Origin of the sequence: Eggerthella hominis, from assembly GCF_014287365.1 — a bacterium.
Lineage (GTDB): Bacteria > Actinomycetota > Coriobacteriia > Coriobacteriales > Eggerthellaceae > Eggerthella > Eggerthella guodeyinii.
Genome location: NZ_JACOOA010000004.1, coordinates 133918 through 158298 on the forward strand (window position 1 = coordinate 133918; position 24381 = coordinate 158298).

At 62.8% G+C, this 24381-nt stretch carries 20 protein-coding genes and 4 tRNA genes; 4 read left to right on the plus strand and 20 right to left on the minus strand.

The features are described 5' to 3' along the window. Positions 1-39: 39 nt before the first annotated feature. The 18 genes from H8S61_RS10065 to H8S61_RS10150 form a co-directional block, all read right to left on the minus strand. The gene (locus tag H8S61_RS10065) at positions 40-2220 is read right to left on the minus strand and encodes an ATP-binding protein (RefSeq protein ID WP_186938898.1); all 2181 of its coding nucleotides are present in this window, start codon (positions 2218-2220) and stop codon (positions 40-42) included. Then, positions 2217-3503 carry a metallophosphoesterase family protein gene (locus tag H8S61_RS10070; protein ID WP_160940809.1) on the minus strand — a complete coding sequence of 429 codons (1287 nt, stop codon included), beginning with the start codon at positions 3501-3503 and terminating at the stop codon, positions 2217-2219. Before H8S61_RS10070 ends, H8S61_RS10065 begins: the two co-directional genes overlap by 4 nt. A gap of 36 nt (positions 3504-3539) precedes the next feature. Next, the gene (gene dnaB, locus H8S61_RS10075; RefSeq protein WP_186938899.1) at positions 3540-4952 is read right to left on the minus strand and encodes a replicative DNA helicase; all 1413 of its coding nucleotides are present in this window, start codon (positions 4950-4952) and stop codon (positions 3540-3542) included. Between the two features lie 213 nt (positions 4953-5165). After that, a complete protein-coding gene (rplI, locus tag H8S61_RS10080) occupies positions 5166-5717 on the minus strand; it encodes a 50S ribosomal protein L9 (protein WP_186938900.1) in 552 nt (183 codons plus the stop codon). Positions 5718-5732: 15 nt separating this feature from the next. After that, positions 5733-5993, minus strand: a complete 261-nt coding sequence (rpsR, locus tag H8S61_RS10085; RefSeq protein WP_009305603.1) for a 30S ribosomal protein S18 — start codon at positions 5991-5993, stop codon at positions 5733-5735. 22 nt (positions 5994-6015) lie between these two features. Beyond that, positions 6016-6468: a single-stranded DNA-binding protein gene (locus H8S61_RS10090; RefSeq protein WP_101721121.1), complete on the minus strand. Its 453-nt coding sequence runs from the start codon at positions 6466-6468 to the stop codon at positions 6016-6018. Between the two features lie 61 nt (positions 6469-6529). Beyond that, complete coding sequence (rpsF, locus tag H8S61_RS10095) at positions 6530-6823, minus strand: 30S ribosomal protein S6 (protein ID WP_186938901.1); 294 nt, start codon at positions 6821-6823, stop codon at positions 6530-6532. A 432-nt stretch (positions 6824-7255) separates the two neighbouring features. Next, positions 7256-7774, minus strand: a complete 519-nt coding sequence (locus H8S61_RS10100) for a hypothetical protein (protein WP_154332635.1) — start codon at positions 7772-7774, stop codon at positions 7256-7258. A gap of 198 nt (positions 7775-7972) precedes the next feature. Continuing rightward, positions 7973-8443, minus strand: a complete 471-nt coding sequence (locus tag H8S61_RS10105; protein WP_186938902.1) for a MarR family winged helix-turn-helix transcriptional regulator — start codon at positions 8441-8443, stop codon at positions 7973-7975. A gap of 145 nt (positions 8444-8588) precedes the next feature. Then, positions 8589-9047: a hypothetical protein gene (locus H8S61_RS10110; protein ID WP_186938903.1), complete on the minus strand. Its 459-nt coding sequence runs from the start codon at positions 9045-9047 to the stop codon at positions 8589-8591. A gap of 13 nt (positions 9048-9060) precedes the next feature. Beyond that, positions 9061-12117, minus strand: a complete 3057-nt coding sequence (locus tag H8S61_RS10115; protein WP_186938904.1) for a LamG domain-containing protein — start codon at positions 12115-12117, stop codon at positions 9061-9063. A 10-nt stretch (positions 12118-12127) separates the two neighbouring features. Beyond that, the gene (locus H8S61_RS10120; RefSeq protein ID WP_186938905.1) at positions 12128-13108 is read right to left on the minus strand and encodes a hypothetical protein; all 981 of its coding nucleotides are present in this window, start codon (positions 13106-13108) and stop codon (positions 12128-12130) included. Between the two features lie 336 nt (positions 13109-13444). Continuing rightward, positions 13445-13537, minus strand: a tRNA-Ser gene (locus tag H8S61_RS10125). A 60-nt stretch (positions 13538-13597) separates the two neighbouring features. After that, positions 13598-13688, minus strand: a tRNA-Ser gene (locus H8S61_RS10130). A 66-nt stretch (positions 13689-13754) separates the two neighbouring features. Then, positions 13755-14609, minus strand: coding sequence for an ABC transporter ATP-binding protein (locus tag H8S61_RS10135; RefSeq protein ID WP_186938906.1), 855 nt, complete (start codon positions 14607-14609; stop codon positions 13755-13757). A 116-nt stretch (positions 14610-14725) separates the two neighbouring features. Next, positions 14726-15973: a peptidylprolyl isomerase gene (locus tag H8S61_RS10140; RefSeq protein ID WP_186938907.1), complete on the minus strand. Its 1248-nt coding sequence runs from the start codon at positions 15971-15973 to the stop codon at positions 14726-14728. A 221-nt stretch (positions 15974-16194) separates the two neighbouring features. Next, entirely contained in the window at positions 16195-18006 is a 1812-nt protein-coding gene (typA, locus tag H8S61_RS10145; protein WP_160940818.1) for a translational GTPase TypA, read from the minus strand. A gap of 90 nt (positions 18007-18096) precedes the next feature. Beyond that, positions 18097-18666, minus strand: coding sequence for a J domain-containing protein (locus H8S61_RS10150; RefSeq protein ID WP_154332618.1), 570 nt, complete (start codon positions 18664-18666; stop codon positions 18097-18099). 330 nt (positions 18667-18996) lie between these two features. Here H8S61_RS10150 and H8S61_RS10155 point away from each other — a divergent pair, with 330 nt between their 5' ends. Together H8S61_RS10155 and H8S61_RS10160 are read left to right on the plus strand one after the other, a co-directional pair. After that, positions 18997-20757: an FAD-dependent oxidoreductase gene (locus H8S61_RS10155; RefSeq protein WP_186938908.1), complete on the plus strand. Its 1761-nt coding sequence runs from the start codon at positions 18997-18999 to the stop codon at positions 20755-20757. A gap of 164 nt (positions 20758-20921) precedes the next feature. Next, positions 20922-22373: a helix-turn-helix transcriptional regulator gene (locus H8S61_RS10160; protein WP_186938909.1), complete on the plus strand. Its 1452-nt coding sequence runs from the start codon at positions 20922-20924 to the stop codon at positions 22371-22373. 70 nt (positions 22374-22443) lie between these two features. Here the strand turns inward: H8S61_RS10160 and H8S61_RS10165 are convergent. Together H8S61_RS10165 and H8S61_RS10170 are read right to left on the minus strand one after the other, a co-directional pair. Beyond that, positions 22444-22519 (minus strand) — tRNA-Ala (locus H8S61_RS10165). Positions 22520-22602: 83 nt separating this feature from the next. Beyond that, a tRNA-Ile gene (locus H8S61_RS10170) sits at positions 22603-22679 on the minus strand. Positions 22680-22865: 186 nt separating this feature from the next. On the opposite strand from H8S61_RS10170, the gene H8S61_RS10175 reads away from it, so the two are divergent. Both H8S61_RS10175 and H8S61_RS10180 read left to right on the plus strand, forming a co-directional pair. Further along, positions 22866-23741, plus strand: coding sequence for a LysR family transcriptional regulator (locus tag H8S61_RS10175; protein ID WP_186938910.1), 876 nt, complete (start codon positions 22866-22868; stop codon positions 23739-23741). A gap of 127 nt (positions 23742-23868) precedes the next feature. Further along, positions 23869-24381 (plus strand): bifunctional nuclease family protein, encoded by a 513-nt coding sequence (locus H8S61_RS10180; RefSeq protein WP_186938911.1) that lies wholly within the window; start codon positions 23869-23871, stop codon positions 24379-24381.

A 24381-nucleotide genomic window follows, 5' to 3' on the forward strand; every position in this document is an offset into this window, starting at 1 on the left:
TTTGTCCTTTCGGTGTTTGAATCGCAGACTCACAGTATATTACAGTTCGACTTCATTCAGGGTCGGATCGGCTTCCCTCATCGTCTCGACGATTTCTTCATGGCAGGTGAACAGGATCACCTGGCGCATGCGGGCGAGCTCGGCCAGCGCGCGAGCGGCGCCGACGCGCCGGGACGAGTCGAAGTTCACGAGGATGTCGTCGGCCAGGATGGGCACGGCGCGACCCACGTTGTCGGCGGTCATGAGCAGCGCGATGCGCAGTGCGAGGTACAGCTGCTGGCACGTGCCCAGCGACAGATGGCCGGGGTCGCGCGTCGTCTTCACCGCATCCGTCACCTGCAGGCGACCCTCCGCGGTGAGGCTCACCTTCGTCCAACGACCGTCGGTCATAAGCGACAGCAGACGGCTGGCCTGGCGATACACTTCCGGCTGGCTCTTGCTCTCCCAGGTGGCGATGGCCGATTCCAGCATGCGGCGCGCCAGCAGCAGGCGCGCGTAATCCTGCGCGCTCTCGTCCTGGCGCGTGCGAATCTGCTGGTAGAGCAGCTTGTACTCGTCGAAGTCGCGCAGGTGCTCGGCATGGGAAAGCTCCTGCTTCAGCTCGCCGTAGCGACGGTTGAGCCCTTCGCTCGTCTCCAGGAGGCCCATGCGCTGCTGCGACTTCTGCGCGATGGCGTCGTCGATGGCGTCGATGGTGCGCTCGGCGCGCAGGTCGATGCGCTCGTACAGCCGCCGGCGCTGGCGTTTCGCGGATGCGAGGTTTTCCTCGAGCGCGCTGCGGCGCGACACGAGCGCCTGCAACCGCTGCTGGAACAGGTTGTTCTCGACGCGCAGATCCTTCGCCTCGTCAAGCAGGGTGCGCGAGCGGCGCAACGACCCCTGCGCCTCGCCCAAGCCGGCGGCGTCGAGCTGGACGCGGGCGCGATCCCTGAAGGCGGCTTGGCTCTCGAGGCACGCTTCCAGCTTCTTCTTATCCTGCAGCATGACCCACTGGGCATCCTGCTTGCGCGCCTCCTTCGCCTCCTCTTCCTTGTTGGGGCGGAACAGCATCACCATCGCGGCGAGGGCCAGCATGATGGCGAACACCACGAGGCCGATGCCGAGGGCCGTGAACGACAGGCTGGTGATCTCGCGACCGTGGACGAACAGCGGCAGACCCGTGCATACGAACATGAGGGGGAGCACGATGGACAACCCCACCTGCACGCTGCGCTGACGGCGCGCGCGGTCGCGCTGGGCGCGTTCATCGGCGGTTTCCAGCAGCGCTTCGTACGCCGCCTTCGACGTGGCGAAGTTGTCCTGCGCCAGATCGACGGCGTGCTCGCATTTCGCCTCGTCGACGGCGAGCGAGTCGATTTGGTCGCGCAGGGCGCGCTCCTCCGACGTGCCCAGGTTCGCCAGCTCGGATGCGCCGCGAGCCTGCGCACGATGAGTCGCGACGAGCGCGTCCTCCTCGTCGTGCAGCGATGCCACCTGATCGGTCAGCGAGTCTATCTCGCGATCGAGCTTCTCGATGTTCGCGCGCTGGGCGGCCAGCGTCTCGATGGCGGTGTTCAGCGCGTCGAGGCGCGAAAGCAGCTCGTTGCGCTGCGGCTCCAGCTCGCGGAACTCCTTGTCCTGCCGCTTGAAGCGCTCGGCTTCGTCGGCGGCGGCCGTCATCTTGGCGCGCAGCTCGTTCTGCTGCGTCGTGAGATTGGCGATGGAATGCTCGATGCCGGCGGCGCGCGAGGTGTATTCCGCGAGCTTGTCCTGCACGGTCGCCAGCGCGTGGGCGGGCGAGGCGCCCGTGCCCGAGCCGGCGGTGAGCAGCTTCGCCGTGACGTCGGTGGTGTTGCGCAGCGTCCGCAGCTCGTCGCTGGTCAGGGAGAACATCGTCTGGAAGGTTTCCTTGTCGATGTCGGCCACCAGCGATGCGTCGCCCTGGAGCCCCTCGCTGTTGCGGACGCGAGAAAGCTCGAGCTCGTCGGAGGACGGGCCGTCGGCCTCGGCGAAGAACAGCGACCCGGCGCGATCGGCGTTCGACGGCTTATAGGTGTTGCGGCTACCGCGCGCCTCTTCCCACCCGAACAGCACGCCACCCACGAACGACGCGAGCGTGGTCTTGCCCGCCTCGTTCGGCCCGTACACCACGTTGAGGTGCGGGGCGAACGGGCCCACCACCTTGTTGGAGAACGCCCCGAAGCTGACGATCTTGATGCGCTCGAGATAGGACGGCCTCATTGGTCATCATCCTGAGCGAGCAGGTCGAGCACGAGATTCTCGGCGGCCTCGGCGAACTTGTCGATGTTGCGCGTGTAGGCGCTGGGCAGCTGGATGTTCTTCCTGATGAACTCGTCCTGCAAGAAGGCGATGGCCTCGTCGGGATTGCGGCGCTGCGCGTCGGCCACCTGCAGGAACACGGCGGGGAACAGCCCTTCGCGCCGCAGCGCCTCCTTGTCGCGCGGCGGCACGGTAAGGTTTTCCAGCGCGTCGCAGAAGAACGCGGGGTACGCGTCGTTCACGTGCTTGCGCAGGCCGGCCAGCACGTCCGCGCGGTCGAGCATGGCGTGGAGCGGCGTATCGCCCTCGAGGGCGATACGCACCACCATCTCCTCGCAATGAGCCTTGCCGTTCTCGCGGAACAGCTCGCGCATGATCTTGTCGGTGATGGCCGGCAGGTTCGCGCAATCGGCCACGTCGATGCGCATGCGCTGCCACACGACGCTGGCCGTGGGGATGAACTCGATCTCGTTCGCCGCGCCTTCCCTGAGCGTGACCTGGTACACGCCGCGCTCGCCCGTCTCCTTGATGTCGCGGCCCTGGATGCAGCCCGAGAACACGAGCCGCGGGTCATCGAAGGACGGGTAGGCGTACTTCATGTGGATGTGCCCGAGTGCCCAGTAGTCCATGCCGGCGCGCATGAGGACGGCGGGATCGACCGGGGCTTTCACCGGGTCGAGGTTGAGACCGGTGTGCAGCAGGCCCACGGCGAACGGCGCTTCGGCCGCGCGCGGATGCTCGGCGGCCAGGGCGCGTTCGGCGGCTTCGCGCGTGACGCCCTCGGCGATGCATTCGTCCATCGGCCACGTCTGGTTGTAGTAGCCGCGCCCGCCGATCAGGCACAGCGGATCCCCGTCGCGCTCCACCAGCGCGAAGCCGGGACGGTCGCCCGGCAACATGACGGCGCCTGCGGGCAGCGAGAAGAAATCGTGCTGCCACGAGGTGTAGGGATCGTGGTTGCCCGTGACGAGGTACACCGGGATGCCCGCCTCGTCGAGCCGTTCCAACCCGCCGAAGAAGTGCAGGTAGTCGCCGTACGACGGGCGCGCGGAATCGAAGATGTCGCCCGAAACGACGACGAAGTCCACGTCGCGCGCGATGGCCGCGTCGACCACGCGGTCGTACGCCTCCGGAATGGCGGTGAGCAGGCGGTTCGCCCACTTGGACGAAAGCGCGCGCAACCCACGGAACGGTGCCCCCAGATGGAGGTCCGCTGCATGGATGAATGTGACGCGTTTCGGCATGTGCCCAGTGTACCGCGAAACGGTTCAACGGGGGCTTTACATATAGCCGCCCGCGCGCGAATCGTCGATGAAATCCATGAAGCGCGTGTACTCCGCGTTGAAGGCCAGGGGGATGTCGCGCGTGGGACCGTTACGGTGCTTCGCGACGATCAGCTCGGCCGAGCCCATGTCGGGACGGTCTTCGCTCTCGGCCTCGACCTCGTCCATGCTTCGGTCGATGAACATGACGATGTCGGCGTCCTGCTCGATGGAGCCCGATTCTCGAAGGTCAGACAGCATCGGGCGCTTCTTGCCGCGCATCTCCACCGCGCGGGACAGCTGCGACAGGGCGATGACGGGCATATCCATTTCCTTCGCGAGCACCTTGAGGCCTCGCGAGATCTCGCCGACCTCGACGGCGCGGTTGCCGTCCTTGCGCGACTGCGGCGGCGACATGAGCTGCAGGTAGTCGACGATGATGATGCCTTTTTCCGCAGAGCGCAGCTCGCGACGGGCCTTGGCGCGCAGCTCGAGGATGGACAGCGACGGCGTGTCGTCGATGTACATGTCCAGCTTCGACAGCGTGTTGGACGCATCGGCGATAGCGCCCCAGTCCGACTCCTGCACCTGGCCGGCGCGCAGGCGCGACAGGTTCACGCGGGCTTCGGCGCACAAGATACGCTGCACCAGCTGCGCCGCGCTCATCTCGAGCGAGAGGAAGGTGACGGTGGCGCCCGATTTGGCGGCGTTCGTGGCCAGGTTCAGCGCGAACGACGTTTTGCCGACGCCGGGGCGAGCCGCGAGGATGACGAGGTCGCCGCCGCGGAAGCCGTGGAACAGGTCGTCCACGTCTTTGAACCCGCTGGGGATGCCGGCCATGGCGTCCTTCTGCTCGGCCAGCTTCGTCAGCTCCTCGAACGCCTCGGTGAGCAGCACGTCCATGCGCTTGAACGCGGACGAAACGCGCTTCTCGGTGACGTGGAACAGCGTCTTCTCGGCTTCTTCGACCACGACGCCCAGATCGTCGGGGGCATCGTAGGCCAAGGCCTCGATCTCGCCCGAAGCGCGGATGAGGTCGCGCAAGATGGACGTGCGCTTGACGATTTCCAGGTGGTTCTGCCAGTTGGTGAGCGCGAAGGTGTTGTCCGCAAGCTCGATGAGGTACGCTTTGCCGCCCACGGCTTCCAGCTGGCCCATGGCCTTCAGGTTGTCGGCGAGCGAGATGTGGTCGATGGGGATATGACGCACGTACAGGTCCATCATGGACTCGTAGATATGCTGATGCGCGAAGCGGTAGAAGTTCTCCTTCACCAGCTTCGGCGCCACCTCTTCGATGGCCTCCTGGTTCAGCATGCAAGCGGCGAGGACGGACCTTTCCGCTTCGATGTTCTGGGGATCGATCTTGCGACGGTCGGATGCGGCGCCATCGTCAGGTGCGAAGTCGGCGCTGTACGGCGCGGGTGAAGACATGCTCAAACTCCCTCTCGAATTGCGTGAATCCCTATGATACTGCAACGATTATCGCAGGTCATTAGTTATTTTTGTGCAGCGTTTTCCCTCGCGGGCGTTATCCACCGACATAGGAAAACCCCCTCCGAGCACCATCAGGGCGAAGGGGGTTTTCCACTGTTTCCACAACCGTCGGTTGTGGATAAGTATTTTTCCGAGCGGACGCTCCGGCTGCTATTCAGCGGCCTCGGCGGTCTCCTCTGCGGGAGCCTCGACGGCTTCTTCAACCGTCTCGGCGACCTCGGCCTCAACCTCGGCCTCGGCCGGGACGGCCTCGTCGTCGGCACCGCCGACGAACAGCTTCACCGTCGTCTTGATGTCGCGGTACAGCGAGATCGTAACCTCATGCTGACCGGACGTCTTGATGGCGTGGCCCAGCTCGATGCGACGGCGGTCGACGTCGACGTCCGTCGCGGCCTTGATGGCGTCGGCGATCATCTGAGCGGTTACGGAACCGAACAGCTGACCCTCTTCGCCCACCTTGGCTTCGACCTTGACGAGCACGCCGTCCAGCGTCTCCTTGATCTTGGCGGCATCGCCCACGCGGTTCTCTTCGCGCTTGGCGATGTTGTGCTTGCGCTGCTCGAGCTGCTTCAGGTTGCCCTTCGTAGCGAGGATGGCGGCCTTCTGCGGGAGCAGGTAGTTGTTGGCAAAACCGGGAGCCACGTCGACGACGTCGCCCTCACCGCCCTTGCCCTTCAATTCTTGGAGCAGGATGACTTTCATGGTTCCTCCTTGCGCCTAGCGACTGCGGCGGTCGCCGCGGCCGCTGATGGCGGGAACCGCGTAGGGCATCAAAGCCATCTCGCGAGCGCGCTTCACGGCGTTCGCGATGTCACGCTGGTGCTGGGTGCAGGCACCCGTCACGCGGCGCGGCTTGATCTTCCCGCGGTCGGTAACATACTTGCGCAGCATCTGGGTATCTTTGTAGTCGATGTACTGCGTGTCCTCTTTGCAGAACTGGCAGAACTTGCGACGCGGCTGCTTCGCGTAATCGGACATTGTCTAACCTCTTTCGTATCGCTTAAAACGGGATATCTTCGTCATAGACCGAAGAAGAGGCATCAACCACCGGTGCGGCAACCACGGGAGCGGCTGCGGGAGCGGAATAACCGCCGCCCATGCCGCCGCCGTACGACGACGAATCGTTGCGGCTCGACATGAACTCGAGCTCGTCGACGATCACTTCGATCTTGCTGCGCTTCTGGCCCTCACGCTCCCACTGGCTCCAGCGGAGCTTGCCCTCGATGGACACCTTGGTGCCCTTGTTGAGGTAGCGCGAAAGGCTTTCGGCGCGCGCGCCGAACATCGTGCAGTCGATGAAGTTCGGATAATCCTCCCACTCGCCCGTCTGCTGGTTCTTGCGGCGGTCGTTGACCGCCACGCCGAAGCCGAGCACGGGAAGCCCGCTCGCGGTGGAGCGAAGCTCGGGGTCGCGGGTAAGGTTTCCGCTGATGATAACTCGGTTGATGCTCATGTGTGTCTACCTCTTCTCATGCCGGACGCTGGGTTGTCGCCCAGGCCCTCTACGTCGTCTCCTAGTCGCGGTCCGTGCGCTTGACGATCATGTGGCGTTCCACAGCGTCGGTAATACGCAGAACGCGATCGAGTTCGGCAACGTCAGCGGGATCGGCGTGGAAATCGATGAGAGTGTAGTCACCATCGGTCAATCCGTTGATCTCGTAAGCGAGTTTACGCTTGCCCCAGTTGTCGACGTTGTCCACCGTGCCCTTGGCATCAGCGATCGTGGTGTCGATACGCTTAATAACAGCGGCGCGGGTTTCCTCGTCGATAGACGGAGCGACAAAAAACAGCAATTCATAAGCCTTCATCAGCTCACCTCCTTTGGTCTTTACGGCCCCGGTGCTGAGAAGGCAAGATTGCCGGGGCAGGATTAGCCCGACTATTCTAGCAAACGGGAACGGAAACGACCAACACAATCTTTCCGCTCATCGTTTTCGCACCGTTTCGCCACACTTGCCTTGTCCCAACATCGTGCCGAACTTACATGATTCCATGATAGCAACCCCGTCTTACGCGGCGATGGCGCGTTTCTAGCACGCATCTTTCTCAATCTTGCGCGTTTCCAACGTCCATCGAACGCGGATTGCACGTGGCGCGCCCGTCGTTCTCACGCGCATCCAGCGCTGCGCCCGCCACACGCCCCGTTCGCGCGCCGTATCCCGGCATAAAAAAGCCGCGGCCCAGGTGGGAGCCGCGGCATGCGTTTCGTCACGCGCTGTGGAAAACGAGCGGGGCGCTGCTTATTCCTCGTCCTCGAGGTCGTCTTCCTCGAGGTACTTCTCGTCGATATCCTCTTCGGCATACGAGTCGGCATCGCTCAGCGCGATCATGAAGTTCGGCGCCTCGCCCACATACGCGGGCTCCTCCTCGAACGTCACCTTGCCCTCGTCGTCCATCTCGTAGAGGTAGCTCACCGCGTAGCCCGCATCCTCGCCCGGCACGCCGCCCTCGGCGATGATCGCGTCCTTCACGCCTTCGTCAACTTCGATGTAGCCGTCGTAGCACAGCGCGTACGCCGCGGCGCCGCGGGCGTGCTCCACCGTATGACGAGCCAGGTTGAAGCACTCTTCGGCCGTGTCGGCGGGATGGTTCTCGATGAACAGGTTCTCCTTCACCACGAGCGCCGTGAACGGCACCACTTCGGCGCCCTGGGTCATCTTCTCTTTGGCTTCGTCCAGCGAGAACAGGAGCACCTTCTCCAGAATCTCGGGGATCTCGGGAACTTCGACGTCAGAGCTCTCTACTTCACGATCGGCCATAGCCTTGTCCTTTCAAATGGATACTTCGTTGGCAACCAGTGTAGGGCTTGCGGGCGCGAGTGCGCACCTCCCCCTCCGCTTATTCGGCGTATCTGCAGAACTGAGAATGTTTCACGTGAAACATTCGTTCGGACAGGAAAACGCCCCGGCTCAGCAGGAGCCGGGGCGTTGGGAGGTTGAGCAACCTGCGGATTCGACCTAGTGGCAGCAGCACTCGTGAGCTTTGCGGCCCTTCTTCTTGCCGTTGATGCCCTTGTCCTTCATCGAGAGGATGAGCTTCTCGGTGATGGCGTTCAGCTGGGCGATCTCCTCTTCGGACAGGCAGTCGATGATGTCGTCGGCCGTCTTGTCGTTCGCGACGATGCGCTTCTCGGCAACCTTGCGACCGTCGTCGGTGAGCTTCACGGCGTAGGTGCGCTCGCCTTCGGCGTCTTCGATGGTGACGTAGCCGTTGCGCTCGGCCTTCTTCACGATGTCCTTGAGCTCGCTGCGGCTGAGGCCGAGGATCTTCACGAGCTCGCGCTGCGTGGTTCCGTCGTTGTCGATGAGCGCGTTCAACAGCGCGCCCTGGCCGCGCTTGTAGCTCTTCGGGCCGTTCTTGTGGAAGGCGAGGCGGGTGAGCTTGCTGGCCTTCTTGAGCTGCGCGAGGGTCTGGGATGCCTGGTTCATGGAGGGTCCTTCTTTCTTCATTTCTGTCTCTCTATGAGGCAACTATAGAACGCCTCGCGCAGGATCGATCTATTATCCACAAATATTCACTGAATAATTATTTTTCGAGGTGAACATGCTTACTTGTATTATTCATGAATAAGTATTAATGCAGGCAGTTCGCCGCTTCTTTGTCGAGGGATACGGCGAATGGCCGGACATCGACCTCCGTTGTGCCGGCATTCGACACGGAAATCAACAGGTTTCCGCGCACGAACCGCTGGGCCGCTTGGTTGCCGTAAGAGACATCGCCGAGGTGCGGCACGGCCGAAGGCGGCACGATGGAAGAGCAGTTCCGAAAGCCGGCCAGCAGCTCCTCCTTCGCGCCGTCGAACGAATGGGCGGGAATGACGTCCACCATCAAGCGGCGATCGTCGGCGTCGTGAACGTAGACGCTGCGGTACGCGTGCCGAGGGCCGGGCAGCGCATCGCGCCACACGAGACGGAACCGTTCCCGCTCGAACAGATCGGCCGGTATGACGAACCGCTCGCAGCGCCCGTCGAGCTGGGCGCGGCGCGGCCAGCGGTCGGACCCGTACCTCTGGGAAAGAACATTGTCGTCCATAGCTCATCCTTTCCTACGGCATGGCCGAGCGGCGTTGCTCGCTCGCCCAACGGTAGATGCAAAGTCCGACGCCCTCGGCGTCGTTCGTGGCGAAATGCTCGCGATAGGAGGATCGCGCGACAATCGTACGCGGAATGGGCTCGGTGTCGTCGTAGTCGGAGAAGCTCATCCCGTTCGACAGCACAGGGTCGCGCCCGCTCGTCGACGCGGGCGTGGCCGACCCGTTGAGCGTGCAGCAGGCGTCGTATACTACACGGTTTTGATTGCCCGTCGCCGCCACTCTTTTGGATACGGCCACCTCATGATAGGTGAACTTGCCATCTTTCCAGACCTTCTTGCCGATCGATTTCACCTCCACGAACGCGAACGGCTTCATAGATGCGGGATCTTCCATGCGCGCCTCATACAAGTCGCATCCCAGCGCGTTGGCGAACGTGGTCACGATCGTCGCGCAGTCCGTGCAGTTGACCAGGTGCGAGTAGAGGGTCAGGAAGCCGCTCAGGTAGAACAGGCCATTCGTTCCGCAATAGTACGACTGGCCCCAACCCGACGTGTCGTACTCGAGGCCCAGCCCCTCGTTCACCTTCAGCTCAATCGCGCCAGCCACTTCCGCGGGCGTTTTCTTCCCCGCCGCCCAGGTGCAGGCCTTGTCCAACAGCGACACCCAGGGATACTGGGTTGGCCCGTTACGGCTGAGCCACGGCTCGTTCGGGTATGCCAGCAGCGTGTACATCACATGCTTCGTGACGGTCATCTTCTTCCATTCGCCCTGGTAGTAGCATTGCCACTCCAGCTGCAGCGCATGCTTTCCCACGCCTTTCCCCGCCAGCGCGTGGTGGGGAAACGCCAGCATTATGCCCGAGGCCTTCCCGTACCTGAACGTCGCCGTGGCCTCGTCGGAGTTGCCGAGCAGCGTCGAGCGGCTCTTGTCGATGGCGCGCACGTTCACGGAAGCCAGCGATGGATCGGAACACGTCAGGTTCACCTTGACCGTGATCTTCTTGTCCTTGACCGCCTCGATGCAGTATGCGCACGGATCGCTCTTGCCGCTATCCCACTCGGGTTTCGACACGAGTTGCGTCCCGTTCCAGGCCAACGCGATGGCATCGGCCTCGCCTGCGGGCAACGAGGTGGTGCTGGTCACGGCATGGTGGTCGAAGAACAGCGCGCTCACGCCGCACGGCAACAGCGTGCCCGAGGCAGGCATGTCGGCCAGATGGATGATCAGGCTGACGACGAGGTCCGCCAACGCCGCAGCATAATAGAGCAGGCCGAGGCCCGTGCAGATGGCCACGGCCATCGTCGCCATCACGGCAATCGACCAGAGCACCTTGAACCAGCGCAAACCGCTCATGGCGGCCTTCAAAAGCGGCGTCAGCAACCCGTTCGTCTTCAAAAGGTAGAAGAACGTGATGATGGTCTTGAAGGACACCGATCCTGAGAACAGCGAGCGAAACGCCGGGTTCGGCATGATCTTCGTCACGATGAAGTTGGTGATCTTGTCGCCGCCGGTAACCCTGACGCCGGCGAGCACGGTGAGCGCGCCGCCCACCAGCAGCAACACGAGCTCGATGTACCACAGCGTCCACTCGTCGAAACCCACCTCGGCCTCGGCGATGGTCTGCGAGCCGTCGCGGTAATGGCCGACAAAGTACACGCGGCCGTCCTTTTCCAAGCGGCTCACGCGCAGAGGGGCAGGGTCGTTCCCCTTGAGGCACGTGGCCCGGCAGTGTTGCAGCTCCTCATCGCTCAACGGGTCGAGCACGGGCGAGCATGCGGCCACCATCGGCGTGGCGCCCGCTTCCTGCGCGACCTCGTCAATCACCACGCCGTTGCGCAATCCGATGGGATCGGCGGATACGACGTTGTTGATGTCGGCGAAGCTCAAGTCGTAGGATGCTTGCAGCCCTTCCGCATCGAACGAAGGCTCTTCGGCGGCGTAGCTCTTCACCTCCGCGGCCGCGAGCGCGCGATTCCATATGTCCACGCGCGAAATAGCTCCCGAGAAGCAATCCTTTCCGTTGTCGCTTCCGTTCGAGAGGTCGGCGCCGATGCGCAGCTTCGGCTCCTCGAGCACGTCGGAAATCGGCAGGCACGTGGAAATCTGGCTGTCGAGCACGCCGTCCACATACAGCGATTGGGTTTGGAGGCCGTCGTACGTCACGCACACGTTCGTCCAAAGCTCCGGCGACACGGTGCCCTTCGACACCATGGGCGCCTCGTTGCCGCGCAGCGCGCCAAGACGCCAGCTCGTTCCGTCGCGCGCCACGTACAGCGACATGCCCGTCTCTTCCAACAGGTCGCCGTTCGCGAACACGGTGTACGCGTCCTGGTCGTCGAACGGCTCGAGCCTGATCCAAGCCTGGATGGAATAGGCGTCGTTGCGCCGACCCGCCGGGTTGATACCCGGCTCGTTGGAGATGGCCAGATACGCGTTGCCGCGCAGTTGGACGGAGGGGAACAGGGCACGCATCTTCGCATTGCCCTGCAGCGTGATAGGCGAACCCGACACGTGCTCGACAGGCGTTTTGCATCCGAAGTCATAGAAAGCCTTCAGCGCGCCCGCGTAGGAAGACGCCTGGATATCGGCGTAATCCATCAGCAGCAGGTCTTGCACTTCCATCCCGCCGAGCGCGCGGTCGAACAGCCGCAGCTGACGTACGCCGCCCTTGACGCCCGCGCCGATGGCGAACGGCTTGGTGCACGCGCTCCCCTTGCACGGCTTTTGCATGACCCGATCGAGCGCGCCGTTGACGAACAGGCGCACCGTTCCCGGTTCGTAGGCGATGCACAGATGGTTCCATTCGCCCTGCTGGAACGCTTCTCCATCGCTTGAAGTGGAACAGGTGCCGAATCCCTCGCGCCAGAAGGAAAATCCCTTCGCTGTCAGCCTGATATCGAGCGCCCCCTCCTGGCGCAGCACCGATGCGTCGGTCTCCACCGGGACGCCCCGCACCATCGCGTCGAGCGTGAAGGGCACGGTCCCATCCAGCGCGATACCCGGCGCCGGGGCAGAAGCGCTGCCCGCGCCGCCAAGGCAGAGCGCGATGTATTGCTCTGCGTATTCCATGCGTCCCCCTCTACGCCGTCTTGAAGACCGTGCCGCAGGCCCCGACCATCACCAGGCGAAACGCCGCGTTGAACAGGCTTGCATCCGACGCGCACAGCACGTCGTGTGGATGGATGCCCCACTGGTGGCTCTGCATCGACGGCGCCATCTCCACGCCGTAGTCCAAATCGAGGCGCGCATCGTCCGGCCACGAGGGCTCCGACAGAGGCAGCGTGGCCCACACGCGCACGAACCCGTCGAAGTACGGGGGCACGGCAGGCACCGCGGCCGAGAGTATCTCGGGGTCGGTCGAGGTCACCATGCTGGCATTGAGCTTCGCCGGTTCGCACTGCATGCCGATCGTCGTTCCGATGGGCACGTTGGTGGCGGTGAGGTAGAACGCGGCGTGGCGCGGCGTCCCTTCCGGATTCTTCAGGCCGTCGAGCTGTTCAAAGCTGGTTTTCGCCGTGCTGATGACATTGAGGTTGCGAACGCACACGCCCGGATTCTGGTGCACCCACACGACGAAGTCGTCGTAGGTGCGGAAATCCTCAGGAACGGTTTCCGTACTGTCGGTGTTGGCAATCCCGACCAGGCAGAATCGGTCGCTCGCCGTGGCGTCGAGCAAGAAGGGAGTGACGCCGACGGCGATGTCGTCCTTGTGGGGCGCGCTCACCTTGACGAACGAATCGCCGGCCGGGGTCTTCATGGCGTTGCCGCGCCAGACGCTCGGCGTCATGAACAGGTTGACGTTCGCTCGATAGAGGCGAAGGTAACCCTCCTGCGGCGACGAGTCGAGGCTCTTCACGCGCGTGTACACGAAATTGGTCTTGCTCCCGCTGGATACCCGTTGGTTCACGTCATGCGTGTACGAGCTGGAAAGCTCGGTTTGGGGATCGGCAATCTGTTCATGGGAGATGATGTCGGGCGACGAATACGTGCCGCCGTGCGAGGGAGTGGTGCCGTCGTCGGTCGTATCGTCACGAAAGAGGAGCTTGTTTTGATAGGCCATGATCTTCGCCTTCCTGAAAGGGGTGTAGTTGGCAAAGGTGCGCGAATGCGCAGGACGTCAAGTGAGGAACGACATGAGAAGCCTCCTCTCGCCTATATATGATTCATTCAATTATAGTTTAAACCGATCCGCGTGAGCCTCGCGAGGAGCACATCGTCCGCCAACGACCTCGCCGCTGCGCAAACGGTTCGAACCAAGCCGCCCGACGGAGCAAGAACCGCATGCGTATCAGGGGTGCGGCGCCGCGCCCACGGCGGTGTGTCGGGAGTGCGAGGATGGGGGGGGGAGCGGGAATTGGGCGCAAAAAAGCGCCCGAGGGCGCTTGTTTGGTGAAACTGGCGGAGGAGGAGGGATTCGAACCCTCGTCACCGGGGTTGCCGGTGAAACGGTTTTCGAGACCGCCGCATTCAACCACTCTGCCACCCCTCCGCACGGGGTGTCGGGGCCGGGCCCCGTATGAAACGCGCCACAGCGGGCGCGGGTGTAAACTGGCGGAGAGATAGGGATTCGAACCCTAGGTACTCTTTTGGAGCACACACGATTTCCAATCGTGCACCTTCGGCCTCTCGGTCATCTCTCCGCATCGCTGACAAGCATGCTCGCGCGTGGCGCGGTCATGCAGCAGCTACGTAGTATACAACAGCTACTAGGCGCTCACAAGCGAGAAATATTCCTCTTCACGAGCACCATCGAATTTCCCTCCCGCGCGGGCGGCGGAGGACGGGGCGACCGTGCGCTGCACGTGCAGCGGCACCTCGAAGAGCCCGCTCATAACCTGATCGTTCATCAGGGATTCCTTCGTTCCATCGGCGTGCAGGCGGCCGTTTTTGAGCAGCACCACGCGCTCGATTTCGGGGATGATATCCTCGGGGTAATGGGTGACCAGCACGATGCTCTTGCCCGCTTGCGCAAGCGTACGCATGCTGGAGCGGACGTAGTACATGCCCTCGGGGTCGAGACCCGTGCAGGGTTCGTCGAAGATGAGCGCGTCCGGATCGTGCACGAGCGCGCGGGCGATGAGCACGCGACGCGCCTGACCGATGGACAGCGTCATGATGTCGCGGGCGGCCAGGTCGTCCACGCCGAGGAGCTCCATCGCCGCATGCGCCCGCACGCGCGCATCGTCGACGGCGGCGGCGTCGGTACGCGCGGGGATGCCGAGCGATCCGAACAAACCGCCAGCAACCACGTCCACAGCCGGCACGTGCACGGCGATCTGATCCTGCATCGACGACGACACAATGCCCAGGCTCCGCTTCACTTCCGCGAGCGTCGCACGGTCTCGGCCGCGGAACAGCACCGGCGGATCGTCGCGATGCAGCGGCAGCACCTCGCGCGTGATCAGCTTCACGAACGTCGACTTGCCCGAGCCGTTCGGCCCCAGCAATGCCAGATGCTCCCCTTCGTCAAGCCGGAACGCGTCGATCGACAGGATGGGCGAGCCGGCGCGCTGCACCACCGCATCGCGCAACTCGAGGAAAGGAGGGGTTCGGGAATCCATATCGCTCCTGATCGTCGGTACGTGTTTCACGTGAAACACGCGGGAGGCGTACATAAAAAACGGCGGGGCCCCGAAGGACGCCCGCCGTATCAGACTTGCGTTGCGCGTGCGCGCGGTTAGGCAGCTTCCGCAGGCTGGCCGGAGGCGTCGTCGCCCTCGGTCGAACCGGCGTCGGCATCGGCGTCAGCGTTGGCATCGGCGTTACCGTCGGCCGCGGCATCGCTCTCGCCCTCGCTCGCGGCAGCGTCGTCCGTGCCGCCGTCGGTCGAACCGTCAGCGGTGCCGTCGGTCGTGCCGTCCGTGCCCTCATCGGTGGTCGCGGCAGAATACTTCGACATATCCACGTCGTAGGGCAGACCCTGCGGCATGTCGTTGATCTTGATGTCGGCAGCCTCGGTGGCCTCTTCGAGCCACTGCTGATAGGCCTCTTGCTGCTTCGTCGACTTCAGCGACGAGGCGATGTTGGAGATCCACTCTTCCGGGATCTGATCGAGGCTCGTCACCTCTTCGGGAGCGGTGTACACGTCGGTGCACTTGATGATATGGATGCCGTAGTCGGACGTGACCAGGCCGCTCACTTGATCCTTCTCAAGCGACGCGAGGCCGTCGGTGTACTCCGTCACGAGGTTGCTCGTCTTGTCCCAACCCACATCGCCATCCTTCTCGACGGTGCCGGTGTCCTGGGAGTACTCCTTCACCGCTTCGACGAAATCGAGCTCGCCGGAGTTGATCTTGTTCAGCACCTCCTGGGCGGTAGCCTCGTCGTCGGAATTGAACAGGATATGGGAGGAGCGCTTGGCGCCGTCGTACGCGGTCGCGTACATCTGCGCGTACTGCAGCATGTCGGCATCGCTCGGGTCCTCGTCGGAGGCGAACGAAGCGTACAGCTTGTTCTCCTTGAGCTTCTGCTCGATTTCGGCGCGATAGCTTTCCTCGGTCATGCCGGCCTGATCGAGCGCAGACTGCCACTTCTCGTCGGTGTCGAAGTTCTGCTTCACCTTCGCGATCTGCTCGTCAACCTCGGAGCTCTCGACGGTGATGCCCTTTTCCTCGACGCCCTCCTTTATCAGCTCGCGCTGAGCATAGGAGTTGAACACCTCGTCGCGCACCGATGCGGGCGTGTACTCGTTCTGCGAAAGCCACGTGCCCCACGACTCTTCGTCGGCGGCGCCCAGCTGCTCGCGCACGCCCTGGATGTAGTTCGTGACCGTGTCTTCGGCGATTTCCACGCCGTTGACCGTGCCCGCCACGCCGCCGGTGCCTGCCGAGGCGTTGCCGTCAGTCGAGCAGCCGGCTAAGGCCCATGCGCACGCCGCCGTCAGGCTCACCGCGCATACGGTCTTCATGATGTACGTTTTCTTCATATGACCCTTCCCTCGAACATGAGCTTCTTCGTCACACCGCTGACCGAAGCGCCCATGAGATAAGTACTGCGCTGTATTCTCGCACACGTGAGAAAACGGGTTCTTGCGTTGCACAATATACCCATCATCGATTCACAGTCCCCACGCCAGGTTCAGGGATAAACCCGCCGCTGGGATACGGAGCGCACCGCATCCCAGCGCGCGGCTTGCGCCGCAGGCGGCTACTTCTTGGAGGCCTTCTTGCGGTCGGTGGCCGACAGCATGCGCTTGCGCAGGCGGATGCTCTTCGGCGTGACCTCCACCAGCTCGTCGTCCTCGATGTACTCGAGCGCTTCCTCGAGCGTGAACGTGATGGGCGGCGTGAGCGAGATGGCCTTGTCGGCGCCCGACGAACGCTGGTTGCCCAGCTGCTTCGACTTGGCGATGTTCACCACCATGTCGCCTTCCTTCGACGACTCGCCCACGATCATGCCCTCGTAGCAGTCCTCGCCGGGGCCGACGAACAGGCGGCCGCGCTCCTGCAGCGCGTCGAGCGCGTACGCCACGCTCTTCTCGGTGGACATGGAGATCATCGAGCCGTTCTTGCGTCCCGACATATCGCCGCGGAAGGGGCCGTATTCGGAGAAGTGGTGGAACATCGTGGCTTCGCCGCGCGTGACGTTCAGCAGGCGCGTGCGCAGGCCCATCGTGCCGCGGGACGGGATCTTGAACACGAGGTGCGTCTGATCGCCGCGCTGGTACATGTCGGACATCTCGCCGCCGGCGCTGCCGAACACCTCGATGGCCTTGCCCGCATACTCGCTGGGCACGTCCACCGTGGCTTCCTCGATGGGCTCCAGCTTGCGCCCGGCCTCGTCCTTCTTGATGAGCACGCGGGGTCGGCCCACCTGGAACTCGAAGCCCTCGCGGCGCATCGTCTCCATGAGCACGGACAGGTGCAGCACGCCGCGGCCGGCAACCTCCACGCCGGTCTTGTCCTCAAGCTCCTCGATGCGCATGGAGATGTTGCTCTCCTTCTCGCGCATGAGGCGCTCCTTGAGCTGGCGCGCGCCGACGATGTCGCCCTCGCGGCCCACGAGCGGGCTCGACGAAGCCTCGAACACGATGGCCATCGTGGGCTCTTCCACCTGGATGGGGTCGAAACGCACGGGATTCTCGCGGCTCGTCACCATGTCGCCGATGTCGGCGTCCTCAACGCCCACCACGGCCACGATGTCGCCGGCGTGCACTTCCTGCTGCTCTTTCTTGCCCAGCGCCTCGAACGTGAACACCTGCTTGATGTTCGTGTTGTAGCGCGTGCCGTCGTTCTTGATGACGAGCGCGGGCTCGCCCTTGTGGATGGTGCCGGAGAACAGGCGACCCACGCCAATGCGACCGACGAAGCTGGAGTGGTCCACCGTGCAGATCTGCAGCGCGACCGGGCCGTTCGGCTCGCAATCGGGCGCCGGGACCTCTTTGAGGATGGTCTCGATCAGCGGAACCATGTCCATGTTGTCGTCTTCGGGCGCATAGCGGGCGTAGCCGTTCATGGCGCTGGCGTAGATGACGGGGAAGTCGAGCTGCGCGTCGGAAGCCTCGAGCTCAACCATGAGGTCGAACACCTCGTCCACCACTTCGTGGGGGCGCGCGCCCGGGCGGTCGATCTTGTTCACCACGACGATGATGCGCAGGCCCTGTCCGAGCGCGTGCTTCAGCACGAAGCGCGTCTGGGGCATGGGGCCCTCGAACGCGTCGACGATGAGCAGGGCGCCGTCGGCCATGTTCAGCACGCGCTCCACCTCGCCGCCGAAGTCGGCGTGGCCGGGCGTGTCGATGACGTTGATCTTCACGTCGTTGTACGTGACGGAGATGTTCTTGGACAGGATGGTGATGCCGCGCTCGCGCTCCTGGTCGTTGCTGTCGAGCACGCGCTCGTCAACCTGCTGGTTCTCGCGGAACACGCCGCTGGCGTACAGCAGGCGGTCGACGATGGTGGTCTTGCCGTGGTCAACGTGCGCGATGATGGCGACGTTGCGGATGTTCTCTTGCTTCATGCCTTCCTTCTTCTTTCTAGTCAAGCCGCGCCGATGCGGTGCGACGATGATCCCGTAGGCACCGCGATTCGCGGGCGGGCGGCGGAGGCGCTACTCGTCGTCGAGCTCTTCGGCGAGGCGGCGCTCTTCCTTGTTGAGCTCGGCTATGTGCTCGTTGAGCGTGGTGATGGTGCGCTGCGACGACACGATTTGGACGATGCCCCATACGGCCGCCGCACTCGCAACGGCCGCGACGACGCCGAACAGGCCGAACGGCTTGCGCCCCGTCAACAGCGCCACGAGGCCTCCGATGACGGTCATGGCGATGCCGTTGCGGCGCTCGTCGAGCACCACGTCGCGCTGCTTGACCAGCTGCGTGCGCGCGGCGGCGATGCCGGCCATGCGAGCCTCGACCTGGTTGGACGAGGTGTAGCTGCGGGCGCGCTCGGCAGCGGCGCGCGGGTTGCGCGCTGTGGTGCGCGAACCTTTTCCGCTGGTCAGATAGTCGTATGCTTCTTGGAGGTTTTTGAACTGCTCGGTCGCGCGGTCCTGGAGCTTCTTGTTGTTGGCGAACCGGTCCGGGTGCAGGATCTGCACCGTTTCCTTGTATGCGGTTTTAACATCCTCGGGCGTGGCGTCGTCGTCGAGGCCGAGGATGCGCAGTGCTTCCGTACGATTCATAACTCCCCAGGTAACGGTTTCGCGATGGGTATCCGATCTGGGATTCTACCACGCCGCCTGCTCACGTGCGACGCGCCCGCCCTGCGCTCACAGAATGCACGTGGGACGAAGGCCACGCGCACGGCGTCCCGAAACGCTTGCCTGCCTGCCCTGCGCTGAATGTTTCACGTGAAACATTCGCCTCTCGGACGAAACTACCCATCCAGTGTGGGCGCGGGGCGCAGAACTACCGAACGGGTGTGAAGGGGCGGCTTCGGCCCTCGCTACCATCGAATCAGATACTCGACCGAGGGGGTATCGAAGCATTCGCATCGCATAAAAGGAGGAAACATGTCCAAGAAAAGCAGCACGGGCACGGGGTTGTCGAGGCGCTCGTTCGTGACGGGCGCAGGGATGCTGGCGCTGGCGGCCGGAGGCGCAGGGTTGGTGGGCTGCGCTCCCACGTCGAAGGGGACGGCTTCGGCGGCGCAAGATTCCGCAGCGGGCGACACGCTCACGGCCGACGTGCTCGATAGAACATGGTCGTTCGAAGTGCCGCCCGAGCCCGTGAGCGATGACGAGATAGTCGAAACCATCACGGCCGACGTCGTGGTGATCGGATCGGGGATGTCGGGTTTGTGCACCGCCGCGTCCGCGCTCGAATCGGGCGCCGACGTCATCGTCGTGACGGCAGGATCCATCCCCGTCGCGCGCGGCGGATCGAATTACGGCATCGGTTCGAAGTATCAGAAGGAGCTCGGCCTGGACGTCACGCCGGAAACGTCCAACCACATCATCAGGATGACCCAGTACGTCGGATCGTTGCGCGTCGATCAGAAGAAGTGGGCGCGCTGGATCAACAACTCGGCGGAATCGATGGATTGGATGATCGACCTCATGGCCGGCGAAGGCCTGAACGTCGGTCTTGAACGGGGATACGACGATCCTGCCGGCTTCCTCACCTCCTTGCCAAGCTCGCACTTCTTCTGGAACGACGAGAACCCCAACGGCACCGTGAACGGAGCTGAGCAGCAAGTGAACGCGTACGCGTCGTTCTTCGAGAAGAACGGTGGAACGATCCATTGGAACACGCCGGCGAAGTACCTGATTCGGGAAAACGACAACACCGGGCGCGTGAGCGCCGTGATCGCCCAACGCAGCGAGTCGGGCGACTACGTGAAATTCGAGGCGAAGAAAGCCGTGGTGCTGGCGACGGGGGACTTCACCCGCGACAAGGAGATGATGGCGAAGTACAGTCCCGCCGTGTACCGGAAGTACCACGATTCCATCCCGTGGGGCGAGGTCGATTACGACGCGCTCAGCGTGCCTTTCGGCCAGTTTGCGGGAGACGGGCACAAGATGGCGCTCTGGGTTGGTGCTGCCTGGCAGAAAGTCTACCCCTGCGCTCCCATGGAAACCTGCGTCTCCATCCCGTTCCCCAGCACCGGCGAAGTCACCAACTTCCTCGGGATCAACCTCGCCTCCGACGGCAAGCGCTTCATGAACGAATGCACGAGCGTGGCCCTGTCGGCAGACAGCATCGCGAACGTCGCCGGCGACAAGGTGTTCTACGTCTGGGATTCCAACTACGCGAGCATTCACGACGAGTGGCACGCCATCGGCGCGGCCGTCGGCGGCGCAACGCTCACTCCCGAAGAGGAAGTTGCCACATGGGACGCGAAGGTCGAGGAGGGCACGTGGTTCCGCGCCGACACGATCGACGAGCTGCTCGCGCAACTCTCGGGTTTGGACGCCGAGGCGGCGAAAGCGTCGATCGAATCCTGGAACGCTTATTGCGAGCAGGGCTACGACGAGGAATTCCAAGTCGATCCTTCCATCCTCAAACCTATCCTCACGCCCCCGTTCTACGGATCGTTCCTCGAGAAGGACACGTCCTTCATGCTGCTCACCACCTGCGGCGGGCTGCGATGCAACGAGAAGATGCAGGTGTGCGACGACGGCGACGCTCCCATCGACGGGCTGTACTGCACCGGAATCATGACGGGCGATTTCTACTCGAACACCTACTCGTTCTCCATTTTCGGACAGAACCTCGGCGGCGTTTGCTGCACGCTGTCGTACCTGCTGGGTCGGGATTTGGCCCAGCTGTAATCGGCAGGCGGTTTTGAGAAGCGGGCCGAACCCGAGATCGCAGGGTTCGGCCCGATTTCACGCGACCCCCTTTCTGATCTCCTGCATAGCACGCGCGAACGGGTAGAATAGGCCTGTGCGTATGCTGGGTAGCCTTCAAGGCGGGGGAGGGAAATCGCCGAGCCATGAGAATATCGAACCTGAAACTGTTCATTCCTTTCTGCCTCGGATTCACCTTGTTCCTTTCGTTTTTCATGGTGTTCATCAGCGGAGGAAACCTCGATCTGTACGGATCGGGCAGCGATTATTGGGACATCCAATACTTCACCGCGTTGCTCACGGTGTCCCAAATTCTCACGTTCTTGCTGCTTTCCTTCATAGCGTTGAAACGTCCTATCCGAAACCACGCGCTCCTTCCGCTGGGAGCCGCGGGCGTGCTCGCTATTGGGTTCTCCCTGTTCTCCATCAACGCGATGCTGCCCGAGAAGAGCTCGGTCGTGCTGGTCGCCGCCGCCATCCTGCTGGGTTCCGCCATCGCCGGCTCGATGCTCTCGTGGCTCGATCTGCTCTCCCGCACGTTCGACATCGAGAACATCGCCGCCATCGCGGCGATCGGCACTTCGTTCGTCGGGGTGGTCAATCTCGCGCTCATCTCCTTCAACGACGTTTCCACGACCCTGCTGTCCCTCGGCATCATCGCCGCCGCGCATTTCTTCATCCTCGCCGGGATCGGGTGGAACAGCTCGAAGCGCACCGTCTCGGCCCCTCAAGCCTCGAAGCCGTCCGACCCGATGTCGTACGCGAAGCACGTGCGCAAGCTGCTCGGGATGTCGTGGCGTTCGATAACCTGGGTGGCGGTCATCGGATTCTCCGGAGGCGTGGCGCGGGCGATGCTGTACGACAGCTCGACGATCAACCAACCGATATTGCAAATCATGTTCACGATGAGCTTCTTCGTCGGCGCCATCGTCCTCGCGGTGTTCTGCAAGGTCTCATCGTTGGCCGATGGCTTCGAAAAGCTCTACCTCGTGCTGTTCCTGCTTGCGGCGACGTTCTTTTTCATCGTGCCGTTCGCCGGCACGGAATACCTCAGCATGCTCGCCGGCATCGAGAACGTGTTCGTCTGCATCGCCTCGATCTGCATGCTCGTCACCTGCGTGCAGATCGCGCAACGGAACAAGGTGCCCGTGCTGTTCGCGTCGGGCGTCTTGCTGAGCATCGTGTTCGGTTCGGCGGGGTTCGGTCTGCTGTTCGGCTCGATCGTCGGTTACAACCTGGGCACCGTGATCGCCGCGATGATCGCCGTCTACGTGATACTCCTCATCGGCATGGTCACGGCGGCGGTAAAGGCGAAAACGAAGCAGACGAAAGAGCGCGTCGCCCTGCTTCTCACCGGAGACAATGCCGAAGAGAGCATCAGGAACAATCCCGTATACCGCGACGTCTACCATCTATCCGATCGCGAGATGGACGTCATGATCCTCGCCATCGGCGGGCGCAACGCCAGTTCCATTTCGAAGGTGCTCTTCATATCCGAGAACACCGTGCGGTTCCATCTGAAGAACCTGTACAAGAAGCTCGACGTTCACACGAAGCAGGAACTGCTTTCGCTCGTCGAAGGGTTCGAACTGCAGTAGACATGAAAACAGCCGGTCATCGACCGGCCGTCCTGTAAAACCAAACCCTCGCAGGCCGGCTCGTATGTAATGGTGGAGCATAGGGGGATCGAACCCCTGACCTCAGGCTTGCAAAGCCCGCGCTCTCCCAGCTGAGCTAATGCCCCAAAGTGCGCTTTTTCTGGTCTAGATATTAATAAACGCTCCACCGGCTAACTCGGCTCACGGTGGAGCGTTTATCGCTAAAAAGTGGTGGGCCCGAATGGATTTGAACCAGCGACCTCACGCTTATCAGGCGTGCGCTCTAACCAACTGAGCTACGGGCCCAAAAAAAGTGCCTGATCACTATACGTCGAATCGCTAAGATCGGTCAAGCACTTTTTGAATATTTCTTACCACTTTTTGAATATTCGGGAACAAGCACGATTTTTCAAGCGCCCGCTACGCTCCGTGCATTACATGGTACGCTTAACCCAACCGTGCCGCATCGCTCCGGAGGGAGGCAGACTTTTTTTGAATATCAAGCAGATCAACTACTTCATCGCCGTCGCCAACCACGGCAGCCTTTCATCCGCCGCTCGCGAGTTCGACATCTCCGTCCAAGCGATGTCGAAGGCGATGACCGACCTGGAAAACGAGTTCGGCGAAAACCTGTTCGAGCGGACTCACCAGGGCATCACCCTCACGCCGCTCGGTGAAACGTTCTGCAAGAAGGCAGAACCGGTCAGCGCATCCTTCCAGACGCTCGAGCAGATGGGGGAGGCCCACGCCAAAGAACTTTCCAAGCTGCGCTTGTTCCTGTGCGCTCCTTCGTTTTGCCGCAACGCCAAAGCGCGCGCCGACATGGCCGCGTTCTTCGACAAGTACCTGAAAGCCGAAACGGAAGTATCCATCGGGACGGGCGAGACGGGGCTCGGCGTCATCCGCGAGGGCGGATGCGACGCGCTCATCACCATCGGCCCGTTCGACCACCCCGATTTCGACTGCTTCGCCGTGGGCACCGTGCCCGCCGGCATCTGCATGGCGTCGAACCATCCGCTGGCCCGCCAGGAAACCGTCACGCTCAAGCAGCTCGAGCCGTACCGCGTCATCTCGTCGAAATCGTTCGACCACTTCAACGAATCGATCCTCGTCACCTATCAGAAGGACGGCTTGAAGTCGCCGGTCGTGGAACCTCCCGCGTTCGATATGCCGCGCCAGTTCTACGTCAAGCATGCGGTGTGCTTCATGGTGAACATCGCGTCGCTTGGCGAGATGCTTCCCCGCAGTACGATGATCCCCTTTGCACGCGAGGACATGAAGGCGATTCCCATCTGCCTCATCACGTTGAAAGGCGCCAAGCCGCCCGCGTACCAGCGCATGGAGAAGCTGCTGAAAGGGCGTGGCTGAGGCGCGGCGCGTCCGCATCTTGACACCAAAACGCCACGGCAATGCGATCGCCGCCCGCGTCAAAGCGCTATAATCGGTAAGCACGCTGCACCGGCGCATTGCGCAGAACGCCCGAGGAGGAGCATCGATGATTCCCGTCACCATTCAAACGCTGATCGTGTCAACGGCTCCGTCGCCCTCCATCGTCGTGCTCCAGCCCATCGAGGAGGTCGTCCAGGAAGGGAAGTCGCGCATCGTCCCCATCTGGGTGGGCGTGAACGAGGCGACGCAGATGGGCATCGCGCTGGAAAAAGCGCGCTTCTCGCGGCCGATGACGCACGACCTGTTCCTCGACGCGCTCACGAACCTCGATGCGCAGGTGGATCACGTAGTGATCAACGACGTGCAGGGCTCGACGTTCTTCGCGCGGCTCACCCTGCGCCAGCACGACCGGCTCATCGACCTCGACGCGCGGCCGAGCGACGCCATGGCCCTGGCCGTGCGGCAGAAAGCTCCCATCTACATCGAGGAGGACGTGCTGGAACGCGCGTCGTTCCCCTACGTGCTGAGACGGGAAGAGCCCGCCGCCGCGACCGAGGCCGAGTTGTCCGAGTTCAAGAAGTTCCTGGAAGAGCTGGCCCCGGAGGATTTCGAGGGCTGA

What these genes read in the sequence shown, in the direction of transcription:
- H8S61_RS10065 (WP_186938898.1), bottom strand. Translation starts at nt 2,220, where the DNA reads ATGAGGCCGTCCTATCTCGAGCGCATCAAGATCGTCAGCTTCGGGGCG.
- H8S61_RS10070 (WP_160940809.1), bottom strand. Translation starts at nt 3,503, where the DNA reads ATGCCGAAACGCGTCACATTCATCCATGCAGCGGACCTCCATCTGGGG.
- dnaB (WP_186938899.1), bottom strand. Translation starts at nt 4,952, where the DNA reads ATGTCTTCACCCGCGCCGTACAGCGCCGACTTCGCACCTGACGATGGC.
- rplI (WP_186938900.1), bottom strand. Translation starts at nt 5,717, where the DNA reads ATGAAAGTCATCCTGCTCCAAGAATTGAAGGGCAAGGGCGGTGAGGGC.
- rpsR (WP_009305603.1), bottom strand. Translation starts at nt 5,993, where the DNA reads ATGTCCGATTACGCGAAGCAGCCGCGTCGCAAGTTCTGCCAGTTCTGC.
- H8S61_RS10090 (WP_101721121.1), bottom strand. Translation starts at nt 6,468, where the DNA reads ATGAGCATCAACCGAGTTATCATCAGCGGAAACCTTACCCGCGACCCC.
- rpsF (WP_186938901.1), bottom strand. Translation starts at nt 6,823, where the DNA reads ATGAAGGCTTATGAATTGCTGTTTTTTGTCGCTCCGTCTATCGACGAG.
- H8S61_RS10100 (WP_154332635.1), bottom strand. Translation starts at nt 7,774, where the DNA reads ATGGCCGATCGTGAAGTAGAGAGCTCTGACGTCGAAGTTCCCGAGATC.
- H8S61_RS10105 (WP_186938902.1), bottom strand. Translation starts at nt 8,443, where the DNA reads ATGAACCAGGCATCCCAGACCCTCGCGCAGCTCAAGAAGGCCAGCAAG.
- H8S61_RS10110 (WP_186938903.1), bottom strand. Translation starts at nt 9,047, where the DNA reads ATGGACGACAATGTTCTTTCCCAGAGGTACGGGTCCGACCGCTGGCCG.
- H8S61_RS10115 (WP_186938904.1), bottom strand. Translation starts at nt 12,117, where the DNA reads ATGGAATACGCAGAGCAATACATCGCGCTCTGCCTTGGCGGCGCGGGC.
- H8S61_RS10120 (WP_186938905.1), bottom strand. Translation starts at nt 13,108, where the DNA reads ATGGCCTATCAAAACAAGCTCCTCTTTCGTGACGATACGACCGACGAC.
- H8S61_RS10135 (WP_186938906.1), bottom strand. Translation starts at nt 14,609, where the DNA reads ATGGATTCCCGAACCCCTCCTTTCCTCGAGTTGCGCGATGCGGTGGTG.
- H8S61_RS10140 (WP_186938907.1), bottom strand. Translation starts at nt 15,973, where the DNA reads ATGAAGAAAACGTACATCATGAAGACCGTATGCGCGGTGAGCCTGACG.
- typA (WP_160940818.1), bottom strand. Translation starts at nt 18,006, where the DNA reads ATGAAGCAAGAGAACATCCGCAACGTCGCCATCATCGCGCACGTTGAC.
- H8S61_RS10150 (WP_154332618.1), bottom strand. Translation starts at nt 18,666, where the DNA reads ATGAATCGTACGGAAGCACTGCGCATCCTCGGCCTCGACGACGACGCC.
- H8S61_RS10155 (WP_186938908.1), top strand. Translation starts at nt 18,997, where the DNA reads ATGTCCAAGAAAAGCAGCACGGGCACGGGGTTGTCGAGGCGCTCGTTC.
- H8S61_RS10160 (WP_186938909.1), top strand. Translation starts at nt 20,922, where the DNA reads ATGAGAATATCGAACCTGAAACTGTTCATTCCTTTCTGCCTCGGATTC.
- H8S61_RS10180 (WP_186938911.1), top strand. Translation starts at nt 23,869, where the DNA reads ATGATTCCCGTCACCATTCAAACGCTGATCGTGTCAACGGCTCCGTCG.